The organism is Rhizobium sp. LEGMi-198b (genome assembly GCF_054114205.1).
In genome coordinates this window covers 1,295,911-1,314,190 of record NZ_JBSYVH010000001.1, presented here as the reverse complement: position 1 = coordinate 1,314,190, position 18,280 = coordinate 1,295,911, and the positions used below count along the sequence as shown (strand labels likewise).

17 protein-coding genes are annotated in these 18,280 nt (G+C 60.3%); 12 read left to right on the top strand and 5 right to left on the bottom strand.

All coding sequences use genetic code 11. The annotated features are described in order from the left end of the window. Nucleotides 1-15 precede the first annotated feature (15 nt). From ACXHXG_RS06430 to ACXHXG_RS06385, 10 genes are all read left to right on the top strand, one after another. Complete coding sequence (locus ACXHXG_RS06430) at nt 16-651, top strand: TetR/AcrR family transcriptional regulator (RefSeq protein ID WP_457898775.1); 636 nt, start codon at nt 16-18, stop codon at nt 649-651. 108 nt (nt 652-759) lie between these two features. Beyond that, a complete protein-coding gene (locus tag ACXHXG_RS06425; RefSeq protein ID WP_457898774.1) occupies nt 760-2,598 on the top strand; it encodes an extracellular solute-binding protein in 1,839 nt (612 codons plus the stop codon). A gap of 172 nt (nt 2,599-2,770) precedes the next feature. Then, nucleotides 2,771-3,862, top strand: a complete 1,092-nt coding sequence (locus ACXHXG_RS06420; RefSeq protein WP_104821607.1) for a microcin C ABC transporter permease YejB — start codon at nt 2,771-2,773, stop codon at nt 3,860-3,862. Beyond that, entirely contained in the window at nt 3,862-5,016 is a 1,155-nt protein-coding gene (locus ACXHXG_RS06415; protein WP_457898773.1) for an ABC transporter permease, read from the top strand. Before ACXHXG_RS06420 ends, ACXHXG_RS06415 begins: the two co-directional genes overlap by 1 nt. Continuing rightward, nucleotides 5,013-6,650: an ABC transporter ATP-binding protein gene (locus ACXHXG_RS06410; protein WP_104821609.1), complete on the top strand. Its 1,638-nt coding sequence runs from the start codon at nt 5,013-5,015 to the stop codon at nt 6,648-6,650. The genes ACXHXG_RS06415 and ACXHXG_RS06410 overlap by 4 nt, the downstream gene beginning before the upstream one ends. Nucleotides 6,651-6,662: 12 nt before the next feature. Beyond that, nucleotides 6,663-7,622 (top strand): 2-hydroxyacid dehydrogenase, encoded by a 960-nt coding sequence (locus ACXHXG_RS06405; RefSeq protein ID WP_457898772.1) that lies wholly within the window; start codon nt 6,663-6,665, stop codon nt 7,620-7,622. A 77-nt stretch (nt 7,623-7,699) separates the two neighbouring features. Continuing rightward, nucleotides 7,700-7,969: a hypothetical protein gene (locus ACXHXG_RS06400; protein WP_158704412.1), complete on the top strand. Its 270-nt coding sequence runs from the start codon at nt 7,700-7,702 to the stop codon at nt 7,967-7,969. 198 nt (nt 7,970-8,167) lie between these two features. Continuing rightward, the gene (gene pncB, locus ACXHXG_RS06395) at nt 8,168-9,472 is read left to right on the top strand and encodes a nicotinate phosphoribosyltransferase (RefSeq protein ID WP_104821612.1); all 1,305 of its coding nucleotides are present in this window, start codon (nt 8,168-8,170) and stop codon (nt 9,470-9,472) included. Nucleotides 9,473-9,559: 87 nt separating this feature from the next. After that, complete coding sequence (locus ACXHXG_RS06390; RefSeq protein ID WP_457898771.1) at nt 9,560-9,844, top strand: CopG family ribbon-helix-helix protein; 285 nt, start codon at nt 9,560-9,562, stop codon at nt 9,842-9,844. After that, nucleotides 9,832-10,122 carry a type II toxin-antitoxin system RelE/ParE family toxin gene (locus ACXHXG_RS06385; RefSeq protein ID WP_457898770.1) on the top strand — a complete coding sequence of 97 codons (291 nt, stop codon included), beginning with the start codon at nt 9,832-9,834 and terminating at the stop codon, nt 10,120-10,122. Before ACXHXG_RS06390 ends, ACXHXG_RS06385 begins: the two co-directional genes overlap by 13 nt. Before the next feature lie 7 nt (nt 10,123-10,129). Here the strand turns inward: ACXHXG_RS06385 and ACXHXG_RS06380 are convergent, their stop codons facing one another. Next, a complete protein-coding gene (locus ACXHXG_RS06380; RefSeq protein WP_283051412.1) occupies nt 10,130-11,095 on the bottom strand; it encodes a DUF1444 domain-containing protein in 966 nt (321 codons plus the stop codon). A gap of 164 nt (nt 11,096-11,259) precedes the next feature. Between ACXHXG_RS06380 and ACXHXG_RS06375 the strand changes: the two genes are divergently transcribed. After that, nucleotides 11,260-13,422, top strand: coding sequence for a mechanosensitive ion channel family protein (locus tag ACXHXG_RS06375; protein ID WP_104821615.1), 2,163 nt, complete (start codon nt 11,260-11,262; stop codon nt 13,420-13,422). Between the two features lie 97 nt (nt 13,423-13,519). Then, on the top strand, nt 13,520-14,548 hold the full coding sequence (locus tag ACXHXG_RS06370) for an aldo/keto reductase (protein ID WP_457898769.1): 1,029 nt from the start codon (nt 13,520-13,522) through the stop codon (nt 14,546-14,548). 36 nt (nt 14,549-14,584) lie between these two features. On the opposite strand, the gene ACXHXG_RS06365 is transcribed toward ACXHXG_RS06370, so the two are convergent. The 4 genes from ACXHXG_RS06365 to ACXHXG_RS06350 all read right to left on the bottom strand — a co-directional run bounded on the left by ACXHXG_RS06365 (nt 14,585) and on the right by ACXHXG_RS06350 (nt 18,263). Further along, nucleotides 14,585-15,313 carry an SDR family NAD(P)-dependent oxidoreductase gene (locus tag ACXHXG_RS06365; RefSeq protein WP_457898768.1) on the bottom strand — a complete coding sequence of 243 codons (729 nt, stop codon included), beginning with the start codon at nt 15,311-15,313 and terminating at the stop codon, nt 14,585-14,587. Continuing rightward, on the bottom strand, nt 15,310-16,431 hold the full coding sequence (locus ACXHXG_RS06360; RefSeq protein WP_457898767.1) for an alkene reductase: 1,122 nt from the start codon (nt 16,429-16,431) through the stop codon (nt 15,310-15,312). Before ACXHXG_RS06360 ends, ACXHXG_RS06365 begins: the two co-directional genes overlap by 4 nt. 188 nt (nt 16,432-16,619) lie before the next feature. Continuing rightward, entirely contained in the window at nt 16,620-17,426 is an 807-nt protein-coding gene (locus ACXHXG_RS06355; protein WP_457898766.1) for an alpha/beta fold hydrolase, read from the bottom strand. Nucleotides 17,427-17,513: 87 nt separating this feature from the next. Then, nucleotides 17,514-18,263, bottom strand: coding sequence for a sulfite exporter TauE/SafE family protein (locus ACXHXG_RS06350; protein WP_457898833.1), 750 nt, complete (start codon nt 18,261-18,263; stop codon nt 17,514-17,516). Nucleotides 18,264-18,280: the final 17 nt, after the last annotated feature.

Genomic DNA, 18,280 nt, shown 5'->3' with positions numbered 1-18,280 from the left:
GAGGGTATCCTCACAATGACAAACATGAGCGAATCCTCGCAAAAATCAAGCGCGGAGCCGCAGACGCGTGTTCCGAAGCGCCGCCGCGGGCATGATCGCGTTGCCGTGCTCTTGGAAGCGGCTGCAAAAATCTTCGTTCAGAAGGGCTATGACGCGGCCACGATGACGGAGATCGCCGCCGAAGCGCGCTCGTCGATCGGCTCGCTCTATCAATTTTTTCCGACAAAGTCGCTGCTTGCCGAAGCGCTGCATATCGAGCGGCTGGAGCGGCTGAAAGCGGTGCTTCAGGACATCGCGGAAAAGAGCGGCGGCCTTTCGGCGGCCGACAGCGGCGAGGCAATCTTCGACAGGCTCGGCGCTTTCATCGAGGAGTTTCCGGAATTTCCGGTGCTTGCCACCCGCCGGGATGTGCCGAAGGACCGCAAGATGCGTTCGCGGGCCGAGCTGAAGGAGCTGATTTCCGCCATTCTGCGGCGAGCCGAGCCGCCCATCACGGACGATGTCGCCCTGATGTCGGCGATCGTTCTCGAACTGCTGCGCATCGCCGTCGTTGCCGCCAACGAGCCGGAAGCGGCCGGCGACCGGCGCCTTGTCCGCGAATTGCGCCTGATGCTGCGCAAACGCCTTGAAGAGGCTGCCGCAAAAGCCTGATTTCATGAAGTGGCAATGGGCCGGTTTGCGAAGAGATGAGCAATCCGTCCTGTTTTTTGCCCGTATTTGGCCTATGCTTGATTCCAGTCAAATCACAGGGGATCATGAATGGCGTTGTCGCGGTTGAAAGCAGGCTTGGTTGCTTCTCTTTTCTGCCTGCTGGTCTTGCCGGCGCCATCCAACGCCGACGAGCCGCAATTCCGCATCGGCACGGCCATTCTCGGCGATCTGAAATACCAGCCCGGCTTCCAGCATTTCGACTACGTCAATCCGGACGCGCCGAAGGGCGGCGAGTTGAAGCTTTCCTCCAACGGCACCTTCGACACGCTCAATCCGGTGCTGCTAAAAGGCAATCCGGCGTCGGGGCTCAGCCTTGTATTTGATACCCTGCTGAAGTCGGCCGACGACGAAATTTTCTCTTCCTACGGCCAGCTTGCCGAGGGCGTGTCCTATCCGGACGATGTCTCAAGCGCCACGTTCCGTTTGCGGACAGAGGCGAAATGGGCCGATGGAACGCCGGTCACCCCCGAGGACGTCATATTCAGCTTCGAAAAGTCGAAAGAACTCAATCCTTTCCTGACAAGCTATTATTCGCATGTAACGCGAGCCGAAAAATCCGGTGATCGCGACATCACCTTCTATTTCGACGAAAAGAACAACCGCGAACTACCGTCCATTCTCGGTCAGCTTTTGGTCGTTCCGAAACATTGGTGGGAAGGCACGGGTCCTGACGGTAAGCCGCGCGACATCACGCGCACGACGCTGGAGCCGGTTATGGGCTCCGGGCCCTACAAGATCGTTTCGGTATCGCCCGGGTCTACCATCCGCTACGAGCTTCGCGACGACTATTGGGGCAAGAGCATGCCCGTGAACGTCGGCGAGAACAATTTCGGAGCGATCTCATACGCTTATTACGGCGATGACGATGTAGAATTCGAAGGCTTTCGCGGCGGCAATGTCGATTTCTGGCAGGACAACAGCGCCAGCCGCTGGGTCACAGGCTATGATTTCCCTGCTGCCAAGGATGGACGCATCAAGCGCGAAGACTTGCCCAATCCGTTGCGCGCAACGGGCGTGATGCAGGCGCTGGTGCCGAACATGCGCCGTGATCAGTTCAAGGACCAGCGCGTACGCGAAGCGCTCAACTACGCCTTTGATTTCGAAGAGATCAATCGCACCGTCGCCTATGGTGTGTATCGCCGTGACGACAGCTATTTCTTCGGCACTAAGCTTGCGTCCTCCGGTTTGCCCCAAGGCGAAGAGCTGAATATTCTGAACGAGATCAAGGACAAGGTGCCGCCTGAGGTCTTTACGACCCCCTACAGCAATCCCGTGGGGGGCGATCCGCAGAAATCGCGCGACAATCTTCGCAAAGCGATCGCGCTTCTCAAGGATGCCGGCTATGTCATCAAGGGCAACCAGATGGTCAATGCCAAGACCGGGCAGCCCTTTTCCATCGAGATTCTTCTCGGCAGCCCTTTTGTTGAAAAATGGGTGCTGCCCTATGCGCAGAACCTCAAGAAGATTGGCATTGACGCGCGCGTGCGCACGGTCGATTCCTCACAATATATCAATCGGGTGCGTAGCTTCGATTATGACATGATCTGGAATGTCTGGGCCCAGACCCTCAATCCCGGAAATGAGCAGATCGATTTCTGGGGTTCGGCCTCCGCTAATCGCCAGGGTTCTCGAAATTATGCCGGCATAGCCGATCCCGGCATCGATGCGCTAATCACCAAGGTCATCTATGCCAAGAATGTCGCCGAGAAGGAGGCATCGGCGAGGGCGCTCGACCGCGCGCTGCTCGCCCACCACTATGTCGTTCCGTTGTTCTATGCCACGAGCTTTCACATCGCCTATTGGGACAAGTTCGAACATCCCGCCAACCTGCCGGAATATTCGATGGGCTTTCCCGAGACATGGTGGTCGAAAAACGCCGGCAAATGAGCGGCTCTTGCAATGACGGGCATGCTGGGCTCCAAATGCCTCATGCCGATTCGGCAGTTTCAGCCTGAAATGACTGCGCCGGCTCAATTCGGCGGAAGGGAATAAGCGACTTGAACGACGGATGGATTGAGGCGAGAGCAGGCATATTCCTCGATGGGGGAGTGACGGACTGATGGGCGCCTATATCCTCAGACGTCTGCTGCTGATGATCCCGACCATCATCGGCATCATGGCGATCTCCTTTACCATCGTGCAGTTCGCGCCCGGCGGTCCCGTCGAGCAGGTCATCGCGCAGTTGACTGGCCAGGCGGACAATGCCAATGGCCGTCTTTCCGGCGGCACCGATGTGCTCGGCCAGCAGAACGTCGATGACAGCAGTTCGAAATATCGCGGCGCCCAGGGGCTCGATCCGGAGCTGATCGCCAAGCTCGACAAGCAATTCGGCTTCGACAAGCCGCCGCTTACGCGCTTCGGGCAGATGATGTGGAATTATATTCGCTTCGATTTCGGCGAAAGCTTCTTCCGCAATACGACGGTGATCGACCTCATCGGGCAGAAACTGCCGGTGTCGATCTCGCTCGGCATCTGGATCCTGATCTTCTCCTACGCCATCTCCATCCCGCTCGGCATCCGCAAGGCGATACAGGATGGATCGACCTTCGATGTCTGGACATCAGGCGTCATTATCATCGGCTATGCCGTTCCGAGCTTCCTCTTCGGCATCATGCTGATCGTGCTTTTCGCCGGCGGTTCCTTCTTCGATTGGTTTCCGCTGCGCGGCCTCGTCTCCGACAATTTTGCCGATCTTACATGGTGGCAGAAGATCATCGATTATCTCTGGCACCTCGTCCTGCCGCTGATCTCGCTGTCGCTCGCCGCCTTCGCCACCACGACGCTGCTCACCAAGAATTCCTTCATCGAAGAGATCAAGAAGCAATATGTCATCACGGCTCGCGCCAAGGGGCTGAGCGAGCGGCGGGTGCTCTACGGCCATGTCTTCCGCAATGCCATGCTCATCGTCATCGCCGGTTTTCCCGGGGCCTTCATCTCGGCCTTCTTCACCGGTTCGCTGCTGATCGAGAATATCTTCTCGCTCGACGGCCTCGGCCGCCTCAGCTATCTCTCCGTCGTCCAGCGTGACTATCCGATCGTGTTCGCAACGCTCTATATCTTCTCGCTGCTTGGCTTGTTCGTCGGCCTGATCTCGGACCTGATCTATACCTGGATCGACCCGCGCATCGATTTCGAGCGGAGGGACGTCTGATGGACGTGGCGACCAATTCGACGACCCCGACAGCGGTAAAGCCGCCGCGCAAAGGCCTCTTTTCCCCGACGAACGTTCGCCGCTGGCAGAATTTCAAGGCGAATCGCCGCGGCTACTGGTCCCTCTGGCTGTTCCTGATCCTGTTCTTCCTCAGTCTCGGGGCGGAATTCATCGCCAACGACCGGCCGATCCTCATTTCCTACAAGGGCGAGATCCTGACGCCAGTCTTCGTCGATTACCCCGAGGAAAAGTTCGGCGGCTTCCTCGCGCAGACCGATTATCGCGCACAGGATATTCGGGACGAAATCAACGCCAACGGCTGGATGATCTGGCCGCCGATCCACTATTCCTACCAGACCGCCAATTCGAACCTTCCGAAAGGAACCTCGGCCCCGACCGCCCCCTTCTGGCTGATGAGCAAGGAACAGCGCTGCTCCGGCTATGAAAAAGGTGTCGCCGATCCGAATTGCACCTTGAGCAATCTCAATTGGCTCGGCACGGACGATCAGGCGCGCGATGTGTTGGCGCGCATGATCTACGGCTTCCGCATCTCGGTGCTGTTCGGCCTGGCGCTGACCATCTGCTCGGCAGTCGTCGGCGTTGCCGCCGGCGCTATCCAAGGTTATTTCGGCGGTTGGACGGACCTTCTCCTGCAGCGTTTCATCGAGATATGGTCGTCGATGCCGGTGCTCTACATTCTGCTGATCATCGCCTCGGTCCTGCCGCCCGGCTTCTTCATCCTGCTCGGCATTCTGCTTCTGTTTTCCTGGGTGGGTTTGGTCGGCGTCGTGCGTGCCGAATTCCTGCGAGCGCGCAATTTCGAATATGTGCGCGCCGCCCGCGCGCTCGGTGTCAATAACATCACGATCATGTACCGACACCTGCTGCCGAACGCCATGGTCGCAACCCTGACCTTCGTGCCCTTCATTCTCTCCGGCTCGATCACGACGCTGACCTCGCTGGATTTCTTAGGGTTCGGCATGCCCCCCGGCTCGCCTTCGCTTGGCGAAATGATCGCGCAGGGCAAATCCAACCTGCAGGCCCCCTGGCTGGGCCTCTCCGCCTTCTTCACCATGTCGATCATGCTGTCGCTTCTGATCTTCATCGGTGAGGCCGTCCGCGACGCATTCGATCCGAGGAAGACGTTCCGATGAGCGGAGACCACACCCCATTGCTTTCCGTCCGCAATTTATCCGTCGCCTTTCATCAGGGCGGCCAAACTTCGACCGCGGTCGACGGCGTCTCCTTCGATATCGCCAAGGGCGAGGTACTGGCATTGGTCGGCGAATCCGGGTCTGGCAAATCGGTGTCGGCCAATTCGATCCTGAAACTGCTGCCCTATCCGTCCGCGAGCCATCCCTCGGGCGAAATCCTGTTCAAGGGCAAGGATCTGCTGAAGGCGTCCGATAATGAGTTGCGTGCCGTGCGCGGCAACGACATCACCATGATCTTCCAGGAGCCGATGACCTCGCTCAATCCGCTCCATACGATCGAAAAGCAGATCGGCGAAATCCTGGCGCTGCACCAGGGCGTGGTCGGCCCGGCGGCCCGTAGCCGCATCCTGGATCTCCTGAACCAGGTCGGCATCCGCGAGCCGGAAAAGCGCCTCAAGGCCTATCCACACGAGCTCTCGGGCGGCCAGCGTCAGCGCGTGATGATCGCCATGGCGCTCGCCAACCGGCCGGAGCTTCTGATTGCCGACGAACCGACGACGGCGCTCGATGTGACGGTGCAGGCGCAGATCCTCCAACTGCTGCGCGACCTCAAGGGTGCGCATGGCATGTCGATGCTGTTCATCACCCACGATCTCGGCATCGTCCGCAAATTTGCCGATCGCGTCTGCGTCATGACTAAGGGCCATATCGTCGAGACCGGCACGGTCGAGGAGGTCTTCACCAATCCGCAGCATGAGTATACCCGGCATCTGCTTGCCGCCGAGCCGCGCGGCGAGCCGCCGGTGGGAGACATCAGCAAGCCCCTGGTCATGGAAGGCACCGACATCAAGGTCTGGTTCCCGATCAAGGCTGGGCTGATGCGCAAGGTAGTCGACCATGTGAAGGCGGTCGACGGCATCGATCTCAGGCTCAGGGCTGGGCAGACGCTGGGCGTCGTCGGTGAATCCGGCTCCGGCAAGACGACGCTTGGCCTGGCGCTGGCCCGGCTGATTTCCTCCAGAGGCCGCATCAGTTTTGTCGGCAAGGACATTGCGGATTATTCCTTCAAGGAGATGCGGCCGCTGCGCAACCAGCTTCAGGTCGTCTTCCAGGATCCCTATGGATCGCTGAGCCCGCGCATGTCGGTCGGCGAAATCATTGCCGAAGGGCTTAAGGTGCACGAGCAATCCTTGTCGGCGGAAGAGCGCGATCAGCGCGTCTGCTGGGCGCTGGAAGAGGTCGGCCTCGATCCCTCGACCCGCTGGCGCTTCCCGCATGAATTCTCCGGCGGCCAGCGTCAGCGCATCGCCATTGCCCGCGCCATGGTGCTGAAGCCGCGTTTCGTCATGCTCGACGAGCCGACCTCGGCGCTCGACATGAGCGTGCAGGCCCAGGTGGTCGATCTGCTGCGCGACCTGCAGCGGCGCCATGACCTTGCCTACCTCTTCATCAGCCATGATCTGAAAGTGGTGAAGGCGCTTGCCAACGAGCTGATCGTCATGCGCTTCGGCAAGGTCGTCGAGCAGGGTTCGTCAGCGGAGATTTTCCGTGCGCCCAAAGAGGATTACACTAAGGCGCTTCTCGCCGCAGCCTTCAACATCGAGGCGGTCCCCACCGCCGCCGTCCAGCAATAAAAGACAATCGCCATGCCGGTCAAAAGCCCTGTTCTCGTCGATCTGAAATTCACGCCTGAGGCCATCGTAGCAGCCCTTAAAACCGCGTTTGCGGATCGCGGCAGCATCAATCTCGCCGATCCCGCCAACAAGGGCGCGGATCTGAGCCAGGTCGACTATGCCCTTCTATGGAAGCCGGATGCCGATCTTTTTCAGCGCGCACCCAACCTCAAGGTGATCTTTTCCGGCGGTGCCGGCGTCGATTCCATGATGAATATCGCCGACCTTCCCGACATTCCCATCGTCCGTTTCGTCGACCGCAGCTTGACGGTGCGCATGACGGAATGGGTCGTGCTGCAATGCCTCATGCATTTGCGCGACGTCTTCGGTCACTTCAGGCACCAGCGCAAGCGCGTCTGGGGCCATCTTTCGGCGCCTGAGGCGCGCGAAGTCACGGTTGGGGTCATGGGTCTCGGCATTCTCGGCCTCGATGCCGCCGCCAAACTCAAGGTCATGGGCTTCGACGTCATCGGCTGGTCGCGGCAGAAAAAGCAGATTGACGGCATGGAAACGTTCGATGCCGGCGAACTCGATGCTTTTCTCGCGAGGACCGATATTCTCGTTGGCCTGCTGCCGCTGACGCCGGAGACGACGGGGCTCTACAATAGCTCGCTCTTTTCCAAGCTCCGTCGTAACGGCGCTCTGGGCAAACCGGTGTTCATCAATGCCGGACGCGGCAAGAGCCAGGTTCAGGCCGATATCGCCTCGGCGATCGAAACCGGCGTGCTCGGCGGCGCGTCGCTCGATGTCTTCGATGTCGAGCCGCTGCCGATGGATGACCCGCTCTGGGGTATGGAGAATGTCGTCATCACCCCGCATGATGCGGCGGTTTCCGAGGAATACTCGCTGATGCGTCATGTCGAAGAGCAAATCGCCCGCTTTGAACGCGGCGAACCGCTGCAATATCTGGTGGATCGCCGCCGGGGCTATTGAGCGCCTTCGGAACCTTCCAGAGCCGCCTCCGTTTTCCAAAGAACATCGCCGCAAGGCGAATTTGGAAGGAGGCTGTCATGCCACGGAAGCTGGAAACCCATACGCATTGGGAGGATTCTGATCGCCGTCTGCATGAGGAAAAGGAGTTGCCGGCGACCGAGGCCAAACAAGGCCATATGGGCGGCCGGGTGTTGGCGGTGCTCCTTGTCGCGCTTGCCCTGACGGCGGTCGTGTGGGCGCTGGTGGAATTATGGGACAGCAGACCCACGCAGACCGCGCCAGAGACAACGACCCAGGATCAGACCACGGCACCAAAGCCGCCGGTTCAAGGCAATTCCCAGCCGTAACGAATTTGGTCATCAGCCTCGATCGAAGGCCGCGCCGCCACTATCCGGAGCAGCGTGTTTTAATTTAGTATCAATTTTCTTTCAGTGACTGGACTTTCGCTCAACATTTTTTGATAAGAAGAGCATTATACCCGCCGCCAGTAAGCTGGAAGGCGGAAAGCATGACGTCCGGGGCGCAGGGAGACGGGCAGGAACGAGATGACGAAGACGGATATCGCCACCCGTGTCTATAACCATACCTGGAAGCTCGATCCGATCATCCGCAGTCTGATCGATACGGATTTCTATAAGCTTCTGATGCTGCAGATGATCTGGAAGCTTTATCCAGATGTCGACGCCACCTTCTCCCTGATCAACCGCACCAAGAGCGTCCGGCTCGCCGAAGTGATCGACGAGAAGGAATTGCGCGAGCAGCTCGATCACGCGCGTACGCTCAGGCTTGCCAAAAAGGAGATGATCTGGCTGGCGGGTAACAGCTTCTACGGCCGCGCCCAGATCTTCGAGCCGGAATTCCTGGCCTGGCTGTCGAACTTTCAGCTTCCGGAGTACGAGCTATCCAAGCGTGACGGCCAGTATATTCTCGACTTCCACGGGTCGTGGAAGGAAACAACGATGTGGGAGATTCCGGCCCTCGCCATCATCAACGAACTCCGATCGCGCGCGGCGCTGAAGGCGCTTGGCCCCTTCACGCTCGATGTCCTCTATGCGCGGGCCAAGGCGAAGATGTGGGAAAAGGTCGAGCGGCTGAGAGAGCTGCCGAACCTGCGTATTTCCGATTTCGGCACCCGCCGGCGCCATAGTTTCCTCTGGCAGCGTTGGTGCGTGGAAGCGCTGAAGGAAGGCGTCAGCCATGCCTTCACCGGCACCAGCAACGTCCTTCTCGCCATGGATTCCGATCTCGAGGCCGTCGGTACCAACGCGCACGAGCTGCCGATGGTCGCGGCGGCGCTCGCCAAGACTGACGATGAGCTTGGCAAGGCGCCTTACAAGGTGCTGCGCGACTGGAACCGCCTCTACGGCGGCAACCTGCTGGTGGTTCTGCCCGATGCCTTTGGCACGGCTTCGTTCCTGCGCAACGCGCCGGAATGGGTGGCCGACTGGACCGGTTTTCGTCCGGATAGCGCCCCTCCGATCGAAGGCGGCGAGAAGATCATCGACTGGTGGAAGAAGATGGGTCGCGACCCGCGCCAGAAACTTCTGATCTTCTCCGACGGCCTGGATGTCGATGCGATCATCGCCACCTACAAGCATTTCGAGGGCCGCGTGCGCATGGGCTTTGGCTGGGGCACCAACCTCACCAATGATTTCGCCGGCTGCGCCCCCACCGAAATCGAGGGTCTCAACCCCATCTCGATCGTCTGCAAGGTGATCCAAGCCAATGGCCGCCCGGCCGTAAAGCTCTCGGACAATCCGCAGAAGGCAACGGGCGAGCCTGCAGAGGTCGAACGTTATCTGAAGTTCTTTGGGGCCGAGGATCGGGTCGATCAAGAGGTGCTGGTGTAGGCATTCCTTTGGCAGGAACCAGCCGATGGTTCTTTACGCAAGGGGCTGATACTATATCGTCGGTATCGGTTACCTCCGGAGAATTCGATGTCACCCGCTTTGAAGGCCAGTGTAGAAATTGATCCTGACGTGAACGAACGGCTGCAGAAGTTGGCAGCCAGCCGCCACCGTAAGCCGGATCGACTGCTGAACGAAGCCGTTAGGCAGTATGTGGAACGTGAGGAAAAGCGCGACTCTCTGTTGCAGGATGTGCGTCGTTCATTGGACGACTATCAGGCGACGAGCCTGCATGTGACGGGCGATGAAGTCATTGCTTGGTTAGAGACTTGGGGCGACGACGATGAGAAGGCCCCACCTGAATGCCATCGGTAAGGCTGACGCAGCGCGCTCTTCGTGACCTCGAGCGGATGAGGGCATTTCTGCGGTCCAAAAATGCTGCGGCGAGGAAGGCATCAGCAAGGATTATTCAAACAATTCAGATATTGTCGAGCCAGCCCGATATGGGGCGGCCCGTGGAAGGCTCAGAACAAGGATTACGCGAGCTCATCGTTACGTTTGGGCGGGATGGCTATATTGTTCTTTATCAATATCTTGGTGAAGACGTCCTCATAGCAGCTATCCGCCACGGCCGCGAAGACGGTTACAAATAACAACGCCTCACTGCACGCTCCGCCCCACCCGCTTAAACAGCGACCATTTGCCGTCCTCCCAGCGATATTGATCGGGTGAGATCACATAGGGCACGTCGCTGAGGTCGGTGCTGATCAATTCGAGCAGGTGCAGTCCCTGGGCGTCGTTTTCGTGGGTGAAGAATACCTTGTCGCGTGACAGGAAGGCGGCGATCGGCGCAGCGCCACCGGACTGGTCCTGCACCTGCGCCCAGAATTTCGGCAGGAAGGCGACGCTGGATTCGAACTGGCCGTCGATCTCGACATATTGGAACTGGCTGCGTTTGGCGATCTGCACGCCGGTCTTCGCCAGGAACTTATAGAGGTTATCCTGCGCCGTATCCGCCAGTTCGCCGACGTCAATGCCCCAGCCGTCCAATGCGGTGGTCATGACATAGCTGACCGCGGTCTCGCCATTGACGACGAAAAGCCTGACCAGATTCTCGGCCTCATCGAGATAGACGAATTGCGGCGGCTCGGGTTCGTCCTTGACTGCCTGTATCATCTGCTGCCGCGCCACGTCGACGAAGCTGCGCGATTTCAGCACCGGCAGCACCTTGCCGAGCTCGTCGCCGCCTTCCAACGCTTCGGTCATGTTGAGATAGTTGAGCAGAGCCCGGGCGCGCGCCTGTCCTTTCTTTTCGCGCAGCGCCAGCAGCGCGTTGCTCAGGAATTTCGTCATCGTGTCGCCGTTGCGGCTGTGCAGCGTCAGGCTGCCGGCGCCCGGATCATAGTCGACTTTGATTACCTCACCGAAAAAGGGCAGGCGTTCTTGCAGGTAGGCGGCAAAGCGCGCCTCGTTTTCCAGCGCTTCGTCAGGAATGTTGAGATCGAGGCTCTTGATCGCCGGCGTGCCGGCAGGCTGTGGCGCGGGCGGGGCTGGCGGCTCGATCTGCGTGTTCGGCCGTTTGCCTCTGCCGAAGAGCTTTTTCAGGAAGTTGAACACGCGATACATCCCCAAGCGGTATTCCTGCAAAACCTAACGTGCCACCAGCTCGTGTGCAATGCCGATACCTAATTGATTGCGTGACTTGCGTAAGTGCCTGCTTGTCCGCACTAAAAAGGCGTATAGTCTGCAAAAACAGGCTGATCGGGCCGATTGCGAGAAGGGCGGCGCATATGAGTATTGTCGGGGGTGGCAGGCGGTCGATTGGAGCTCTGCTTCTATGTCTTATTGCATTTGCCGTACCGGCTGCGGTCCATGCGCAAACTGCGGCCGCACCATCGGCCGCCGCTCCGCCACCGGAGAAGGTCCGCGAACTCATTCAGTTGATGAACGAGCCCGACGTCAAACAGTGGCTTGCGTCGCAGGTGAATGCCAAGCCTGCGTCGACGGACAATCCTAGCTCGGGCGGCGGCCAGATGTCGGAATTGTCCGATACGCTCGGCCATACCCGACGGCACCTGGAGATAGTGTCTCAAGCCGCGATGACCTTGCCTTCCGAGGTGATGACTGCCACCAAGCGGCTTGAAAACGAAGGTGAGGCGGCGGGCCGGGTGCGCATCGGCATTCAGGCGGTGGTGCTGTTTTTCTTTGGTCTCGTGGCCGAACTGGTGGTTGCCCGCCTGATCAATGCCAAGCATATGCAGCGTACCGAGCGGGCGGCCGGGGTTGAGACCGAATTGCAGGCCGCGCGCTTCCAGTTCATGGGCGGCGTGGTGCCGGCCATCGTTCATGGCGTGGCGATGCTGGTTCCGCTTCTCATCTTCGATTGGCCGCCGATCATCGAAAGTTTTGCAATCGCCTGCGTCATCGCGATCGTCTCCATAAGGCTGGCGGTCTCGCTCGGCAGACTGCTGATGGAGCTGATAGCGATGCGAAGGGCGAGCGATGTTCTCGATGAGGATGGTGGCGCTGCGCGGATCGCCGAGCGGCGGCGCGTCGCGAAATACTGGTACAGGCGAGGCACCCTTTTCGTCATCTATTTCGCCTGCGGCTGGGCGGTGGTCCAGGCCATGGAGCCGCTCGGCTTCTCCGATGGCGCCCGCGCTCTTGTCGGCTATACGCTTGGCATCGGCCTGTTCCTGATTGCCGTCGAAGCTGTCTGGGCGCGTCCCGCGCATGCTGGAACGAATGGCAGGAAGGTCATCTCGTGGCTGTTGACCATCTATTTCGCCGCGCTTTGGTGCCTGTGGGTGAGCGGCTTCAATGGTCTGCTCTGGCTTGGCATCTATGTCATTCTGCTGCCGCGCGCGCTTTCGGTGTCGTCGCGGGCGGTGGAAGCGCTGCATGATGCGGCTGGCGGTGTTCTAGGTGCTGGCACGCTTGCGACAGTGCTGCTCGACCGCGGCGTACGCGCCGTCATCATCGCGCTTGCTGCCCTCTGGCTCGGCCATATGCTCGGTGTTGAAGCAACCATGATGATGAGGCCGCCTGAATCCATGATCGACCGCATCGCACGCGGCATCATCGGCGGCATCGTCATTCTGCTCGCCGCCGATTTGCTCTGGCATCTGTCGAGGACCTACATCAATGCCAAGCTGTCCGCGTCTGCGCCGCTCGTCAGCGACAGCGAGGAGATGAGGGCCCGCCGCGCCCGGCTGCACACGCTGCTGCCGATCTTCCGCAATATCCTTGCCGTGGCCATCGGCATCATCGCCATCATGATGGTGCTGTCGGGTCTCGGTATCGAGATCGGGCCGCTGATCGCCGGCGCCGGTGTGGTTGGCGTTGCCGTCGGTTTTGGCGCGCAGACCATCGTCAAGGATGTCATCAGCGGCATCTTCTATCTCTGGGATGATGCCTTCCGCATCGGCGAATATATCGAAAGCGGCAACCACAAGGGCGTGGTGGAATCCTTCAGCCTTCGTTCGGTGAAACTTCGTCATCAGCGCGGCCCGCTGGCGACGGTTCCCTTCGGCTCGCTCGGAGCGGTCAACAACATGAACCGCGATTGGGCGATCGACAAGATCATCATCAAGGTCACCTACGACACCGATTTGACGAAGACCAAGCGGATCATCAAGGAGATCGGCCAGCGACTGCTCGATGATCCGGAACTGGCACCCAACATCATCCAGACGCTGAAGATGAAGGGTGTCGAGCAGTTCGGTGATTTCGCGATCGAGATCAGGCTGGCGATCACCACCAAGCCCGGCGAAGTCTCCGTCATCCGTCGTAACGCCCTGGCGATGATCAAGCAGGCCTTCGATGAAAACGACATCCATTTTGCCTTCCCGACGGTCCAAGTCGCAAGCGAGAAGGATGCCGCCGCAGCGGCCGCCCGCCAAGTGATCGAGATGCGGACGGCGGGCATCGAAGGTGTTGAACAAACCGGGTAACCGCCACACATCACTCAAGCACGAGTGCGGTCCGACCTCCGTACGGTTCGCTCTCGCGCGCCATCTTTGATGCATCCATCCTTTTGGAGGTTATGTTATGGACTATCGCTATCTCGGCGGATCGGGTTTTCGCGTGCCGGTCCTGAGCTTCGGTACCGGCACCTTCGGCGGCAAAGGCGAGTTTTTCGGTGCCTGGGGCGCCACCGACGTCAATGAGGCAAGCCGTCTGATCGATATATGCCTCGATGCCGGTCTCAATTTCTTCGACAGCGCCGATGTTTATTCCGGCGGCGTTGCCGAGCAGGTGCTGGGCGAGGCGATCAAGGGTCGCCGCGACAAGGTGCTGATTTCCACCAAGGCAACCTTTCGCTCGGGCGATGGGCCGAATGATGTCGGCTCTTCGCGCTTCCACCTGATCAAGACCGTGGAAGCTTCACTGAAGCGCCTGCAGACCGATCATATCGACCTCTTCCAGTTGCATGGCTTCGATGCCATGACACCGGTCGAGGAAACGCTGTCGGCGCTCGACGATCTCGTGCGTGCCGGCAAGATTCGCTATGTCGGCTGCTCGAATTTCTCCGGATGGCACCTGATGAAGTCATTGGCGGCGGCCGATCGCCACAACCTGCCGCGCTATGTCGCGCACCAGGCCTATTATTCGCTTGTCGGCCGCGATTACGAGTGGGAACTGATGCCGCTTGCTGTCGATCAGAAGGTCGGCACCGTCGTCTGGAGCCCGCTCGGCTGGGGCCGCCTGACCGGCAAGATCCGTCGCGGCCAACCATTGCCGGAGGTCAGCCGCTTGCACAAGACGGCGGACAGTGGCCCGCAGGTGGATGACGAGTATCTCTACGCTGTGGTCGATGCGCTTGACGAGGTTTCGAAGGAAACCGGCAAGACTATTCCGCAGGTGGCCCTGAACTGGTTGCTACAGCGGCCGACGGTGTCGAGCATTATCGTTGGCGCCCGCGACGAAGGCCAGTTGCGCGACAATCTCGGTGCCGTCGGTTGGAACCTGACAACGGAGCAGGTCGCCCGCCTCGATGCCGCCAGCGCCCAAACGCCCACCTACCCCTATTGGCATCAGCGCGGCTTTAGTGAACGCAATCCCTTTCCTGCCGGCTGAGGATTTTTATGGGGTCGGCGCTGGTAAGCGCCGGCCTCAGAACGTTTCCTTATAGGGGCGCAGGTCGATCTCCTGCGTCCAGGCGGAGGGATGCTGGCGGTGGATATGCCAGTAGGTCTCGGCGATGGCATCGATGTTGAGCAGTGCGTCGGCCTCCACGTCCGGCCGCCTTGACCGCAATCTTTCGCCGTCGATGCCGCCATCGATGATGGTGTGGGCGACATGCAGGCCGAGCGGCCCGAACTCCCGTGCCATGCTCTGGCTGATCATCCTTAAGCCCGCCTTGGCGGCGGCGAACTGCGCATATCCTGCCTTGCCGCGCAGGCTTGCCGAAGCGCCGGTAAAGATCACTGTGCCGCGTCCGAGGGGGACGAGATGCCGGGCCGCCTCCCGGCCGACGAGGAAGCCGCCGAAACAGCAGATGCGCCAGAATTCCTCGAACTCGGCGGCGGTGACGCCGCGAAAGCCGACATGACGATTGATGCCGGCGTTAAAGACGATGAAGTCCGGCGGATCGATCTCATCCTGCGGCGCAAAGGCACGCTCGAACAGCCGCTTCACCGCGGCTTCGTTGGTCGCATCGGTTTCTATCGCTTCGGCACTGCCGCCGGAGGCATTGATGGCGTCAGCGACCTTGGTGATCTTTTCCAACGTCCGGCTGGCGATGATGACATGGTAGCCTTTGTCGGCCAGCAGCCGGCAGAGGGCTGCGCCGAGACCTTGTTCCGCTCCCACTCCAACGATGATGGCGCTTGGCATACTCATTCCGCAGCCTCCCTGGCGTCCAATGTCGGATAATCCGTATAGCCCTCTGCGCCGCCGCCGTAAAAGGTCGGGCGATGATAGGGGTTGAGGCTCGCGCCGCGGCGAATGCGCTCCGGCAGATCGGGATTGGCGATGAACAGGCGGCCGAAAGCGATGGCGTCAGCATGGCCGGCGGCGAGGGTAGCCTCGGCGGTTTCAGGCTTGAAATTGCCGGCGGCGATTAAGGTTCCGGACCAAGCAGGACGGAAGAGCTCTGCTGCCGACGGTACGTTCTTGTGGTCGACTTCGGCTTGGCCGGCGCCGCTGGCGCGCGGCTCGATCAGGTGTAGATAGGCAAGGTGCAGCCGGTCGAGCTCGCGGATGACATGGCCGTAGAGCCGCAACGGATCGTCCTCGCCGCTGTCATTGGCAATGCCGAAGGGAGAGAGGCGGACGCCGACGCGATCCGAACCCCAGACCTTGGACACCTCCTCGATGACTTCCAGCAGCAGGCGTGTCCGGTTCTCGATCGAACCGCCATATTGGTCGGTGCGTTGGTTCGAACGGGCCTGCAGGAATTGTTCGATCAGATAGCCGTTGGCGCCGTGGATTTCGACGCCGTCGAAACCGGCCGCCTTCGCATTGGCAGCCGCCTGGCCGTAGACGTCGATCAGCAGGGGCATCAGATCAGTATCGATTGCCTGCGGCGTCTCGAAGGGCACGCGCTCGAATGCCGCCGTGAAAGCATTTCCGGCAGCCGCGATCGCCGACGGCGCGAATGGCAGGGCGCCGCCAGGCTGATGTGAGGAATGGGAAATGCGGCCGACATGCCAGAGCTGCAGAAAGATCCGGCCGCGCTTGGCGTGAACCGCTTGGGTGACCGCTTTCCAGCCGGCGATCTGCTCCGGCGTATGGATGCCCGGTGTTGCCGGCATGCCCTGTCCGGCGGGCGAAATCTGCGAACCCTCGGAAATGATCAACCCGCCCCTCGACGCGCGCTGCGCATAATATTCGACGTTCATCGCTGAAGGCACGTTGCCCGGCTGGCCTGCCCGCATGCGCGTCAACGGCGCCATGACGACACGATGCGCCAGTTCGTATGGACCGACGGCGAGCGGCGAAAACAAAGTAGTTGTCATGAAATTCTCCTGCCTGGAGCGGATTTTGCTCCCTGGGCGGAAGGGCCGGTCAGCGGCGGTTCGGTCTGGGGAGTGTTCGAAATATGATGACCATCATTTATCCGAACAATCGGATGCGCGCAACCAAATCCCGCGCAAGCAAGATCCGGAGAATGATGATTCCGCCGCGTTCCTGCCAGAGCCTTCGGCTACCAGGTGTTCTTGCGGAGGAAAGCCAGCATCGCATCGTTGAACTGCGCCGGCCGCTGCAGCGGTGCGAAATGGCTGACGCCGGGAAGCAGGATAAGCTCCGCGTCTGGAATGCTGCGGGCAAGATGGTCGGCGTGGTCGCGCTTGATGAATTCGTCGTGCTCGCTGTGCACGATGGCAACAGGCACGGCGATCTCGGCGAGATCGGAGGCGGAATAGTTCGGCTCCGTCCGCTGCATCAGGCTGACTGCCTGAACGAAGGCGTCGAACTGATCCGGAGTGGCCGAAAGCGCGGCATAGTCCTTCACATGCCGGGAAAAGCAACGGTCGATGATCGGCGTGGGCACGAATTCCTTCGTGCCGCTGGGGTCCATGTTGCAGGCGAAATAGAAAACGCCGCTAATGCGCGCCGGATTGGTCCTGGCGAGGATCAAGCCGGTGCATGCTCCGTCGCTCCATCCGACGACGGCTGCTTTTTCAATGTGCAGCCTGTCCATCACGACCAGCACGTCCGATGCCATCAGCTCATAGCTATAGGGCCGCAAATCGCGGGTGCTGCGCCCGTGGCCACGGCTATCGATGACGACGGGGCGATAGCCGGCATCGATCAAGGCCGGAACCTGATATCCCCAATTGCCGCTGTTTCCGAGACCGCCATGCAGCAGGATCACCGGCATGCCGGACCCGTAGGCCGCATACCAAATGCGGGCGCCGTCGTTTTCGACATGACCCTGGATATCCGTTGCCGGCAGCGCCGCCGCGCCGTCTGTGGCAAATTTTTCGAGATCGTCGTCCTGGAATTCCATGCTGATCCGCCTCCCTGATGCCGCCCTTATATCGCATGACGCCGTGAACTCGAAACCCGGAAGAGGGCTTCGCAGGCCGATGCTGTGCTAGAAGAGCGGACGCAGAGCGAGCTCCGCACCGAGAACGATGAGGGCGACAAGGAACCATTGGCGAAACGTTGCGGGACTGACCTTCCGCCGGATCGCCTGCCCCAGCCACATTCCAAGCAGCGCCGGCGCGACGGCGAGCGAGGACATCGCCAGATTGTCGAGCTGAAAGGCTCCGCGCGCCGCCAGTCCGATTGCAAGAGCGATGGTCGAAGCCGTGAAGGAAAGCCCGAGCGCCTGAATCAGATCGTCCTTCCCCAATCCGAGGGCCTGAAGATAGGGAACGGCGGGAATGACAAGGACTCCGGTACCGCCAGTGACCGCGCCGGTCATCAGACCGATCAGCGCCGACAGCCAGGGTTCGGCCCTTTTCGGCACGGACAGTTGCCGGGCAAACAGGGTGTAGCCGGCATAGATGATCAGGGCGGCACCCAGCGCCATCGTGGTCCACTGCGTATTGTCGCTCGCCAGCATCGAGGTGGCGGCGACCGTGCTGACAAGAATGCCGAGCAGCATGGGCCATAGCCTTCCGGCGAGCGCGGCAAAACTCGGTCCGGCGAACAACTGCCAGACATTGGAGACGAAGGATGGCACGATCAGCAAGGCGGCTGCCGCCACCGGCGGCATGATAGCGCCCAGCAGCCCCATGGCGACCGTCGGCAAGCCCATGCCGGTGACACCCTTGACGATGCCGGCGAGGAGGAAAGTTGAAGCGGTGGCAAGGATCAGCCAGGAAGAATGGTCGAACATGCCGCCATTTGTGGCAA

Coding starts and splice junctions, on each gene's coding strand:
- ACXHXG_RS06385 (WP_457898770.1), top strand. CDS start 9,832: ATGCCATCGGTAAGGCTGACGCAGCGCGCTCTTCGTGACCTCGAGCGG.
- ACXHXG_RS06430 (WP_457898775.1), top strand. CDS start 16: ATGACAAACATGAGCGAATCCTCGCAAAAATCAAGCGCGGAGCCGCAG.
- ACXHXG_RS06410 (WP_104821609.1), top strand. CDS start 5,013: ATGAGCGGAGACCACACCCCATTGCTTTCCGTCCGCAATTTATCCGTC.
- ACXHXG_RS06375 (WP_104821615.1), top strand. CDS start 11,260: ATGAGTATTGTCGGGGGTGGCAGGCGGTCGATTGGAGCTCTGCTTCTA.
- ACXHXG_RS06350 (WP_457898833.1), bottom strand. CDS start 18,263: ATGTTCGACCATTCTTCCTGGCTGATCCTTGCCACCGCTTCAACTTTC.
- ACXHXG_RS06380 (WP_283051412.1), bottom strand. CDS start 11,095: ATGTATCGCGTGTTCAACTTCCTGAAAAAGCTCTTCGGCAGAGGCAAA.
- ACXHXG_RS06405 (WP_457898772.1), top strand. CDS start 6,663: ATGCCGGTCAAAAGCCCTGTTCTCGTCGATCTGAAATTCACGCCTGAG.
- ACXHXG_RS06425 (WP_457898774.1), top strand. CDS start 760: ATGGCGTTGTCGCGGTTGAAAGCAGGCTTGGTTGCTTCTCTTTTCTGC.
- ACXHXG_RS06390 (WP_457898771.1), top strand. CDS start 9,560: ATGTCACCCGCTTTGAAGGCCAGTGTAGAAATTGATCCTGACGTGAAC.
- pncB (WP_104821612.1), top strand. CDS start 8,168: ATGACGAAGACGGATATCGCCACCCGTGTCTATAACCATACCTGGAAG.
- ACXHXG_RS06400 (WP_158704412.1), top strand. CDS start 7,700: ATGCCACGGAAGCTGGAAACCCATACGCATTGGGAGGATTCTGATCGC.
- ACXHXG_RS06370 (WP_457898769.1), top strand. CDS start 13,520: ATGGACTATCGCTATCTCGGCGGATCGGGTTTTCGCGTGCCGGTCCTG.
- ACXHXG_RS06355 (WP_457898766.1), bottom strand. CDS start 17,426: ATGGAATTCCAGGACGACGATCTCGAAAAATTTGCCACAGACGGCGCG.
- ACXHXG_RS06420 (WP_104821607.1), top strand. CDS start 2,771: ATGGGCGCCTATATCCTCAGACGTCTGCTGCTGATGATCCCGACCATC.
- ACXHXG_RS06365 (WP_457898768.1), bottom strand. CDS start 15,313: ATGAGTATGCCAAGCGCCATCATCGTTGGAGTGGGAGCGGAACAAGGT.
- ACXHXG_RS06415 (WP_457898773.1), top strand. CDS start 3,862: ATGGACGTGGCGACCAATTCGACGACCCCGACAGCGGTAAAGCCGCCG.
- ACXHXG_RS06360 (WP_457898767.1), bottom strand. CDS start 16,431: ATGACAACTACTTTGTTTTCGCCGCTCGCCGTCGGTCCATACGAACTG.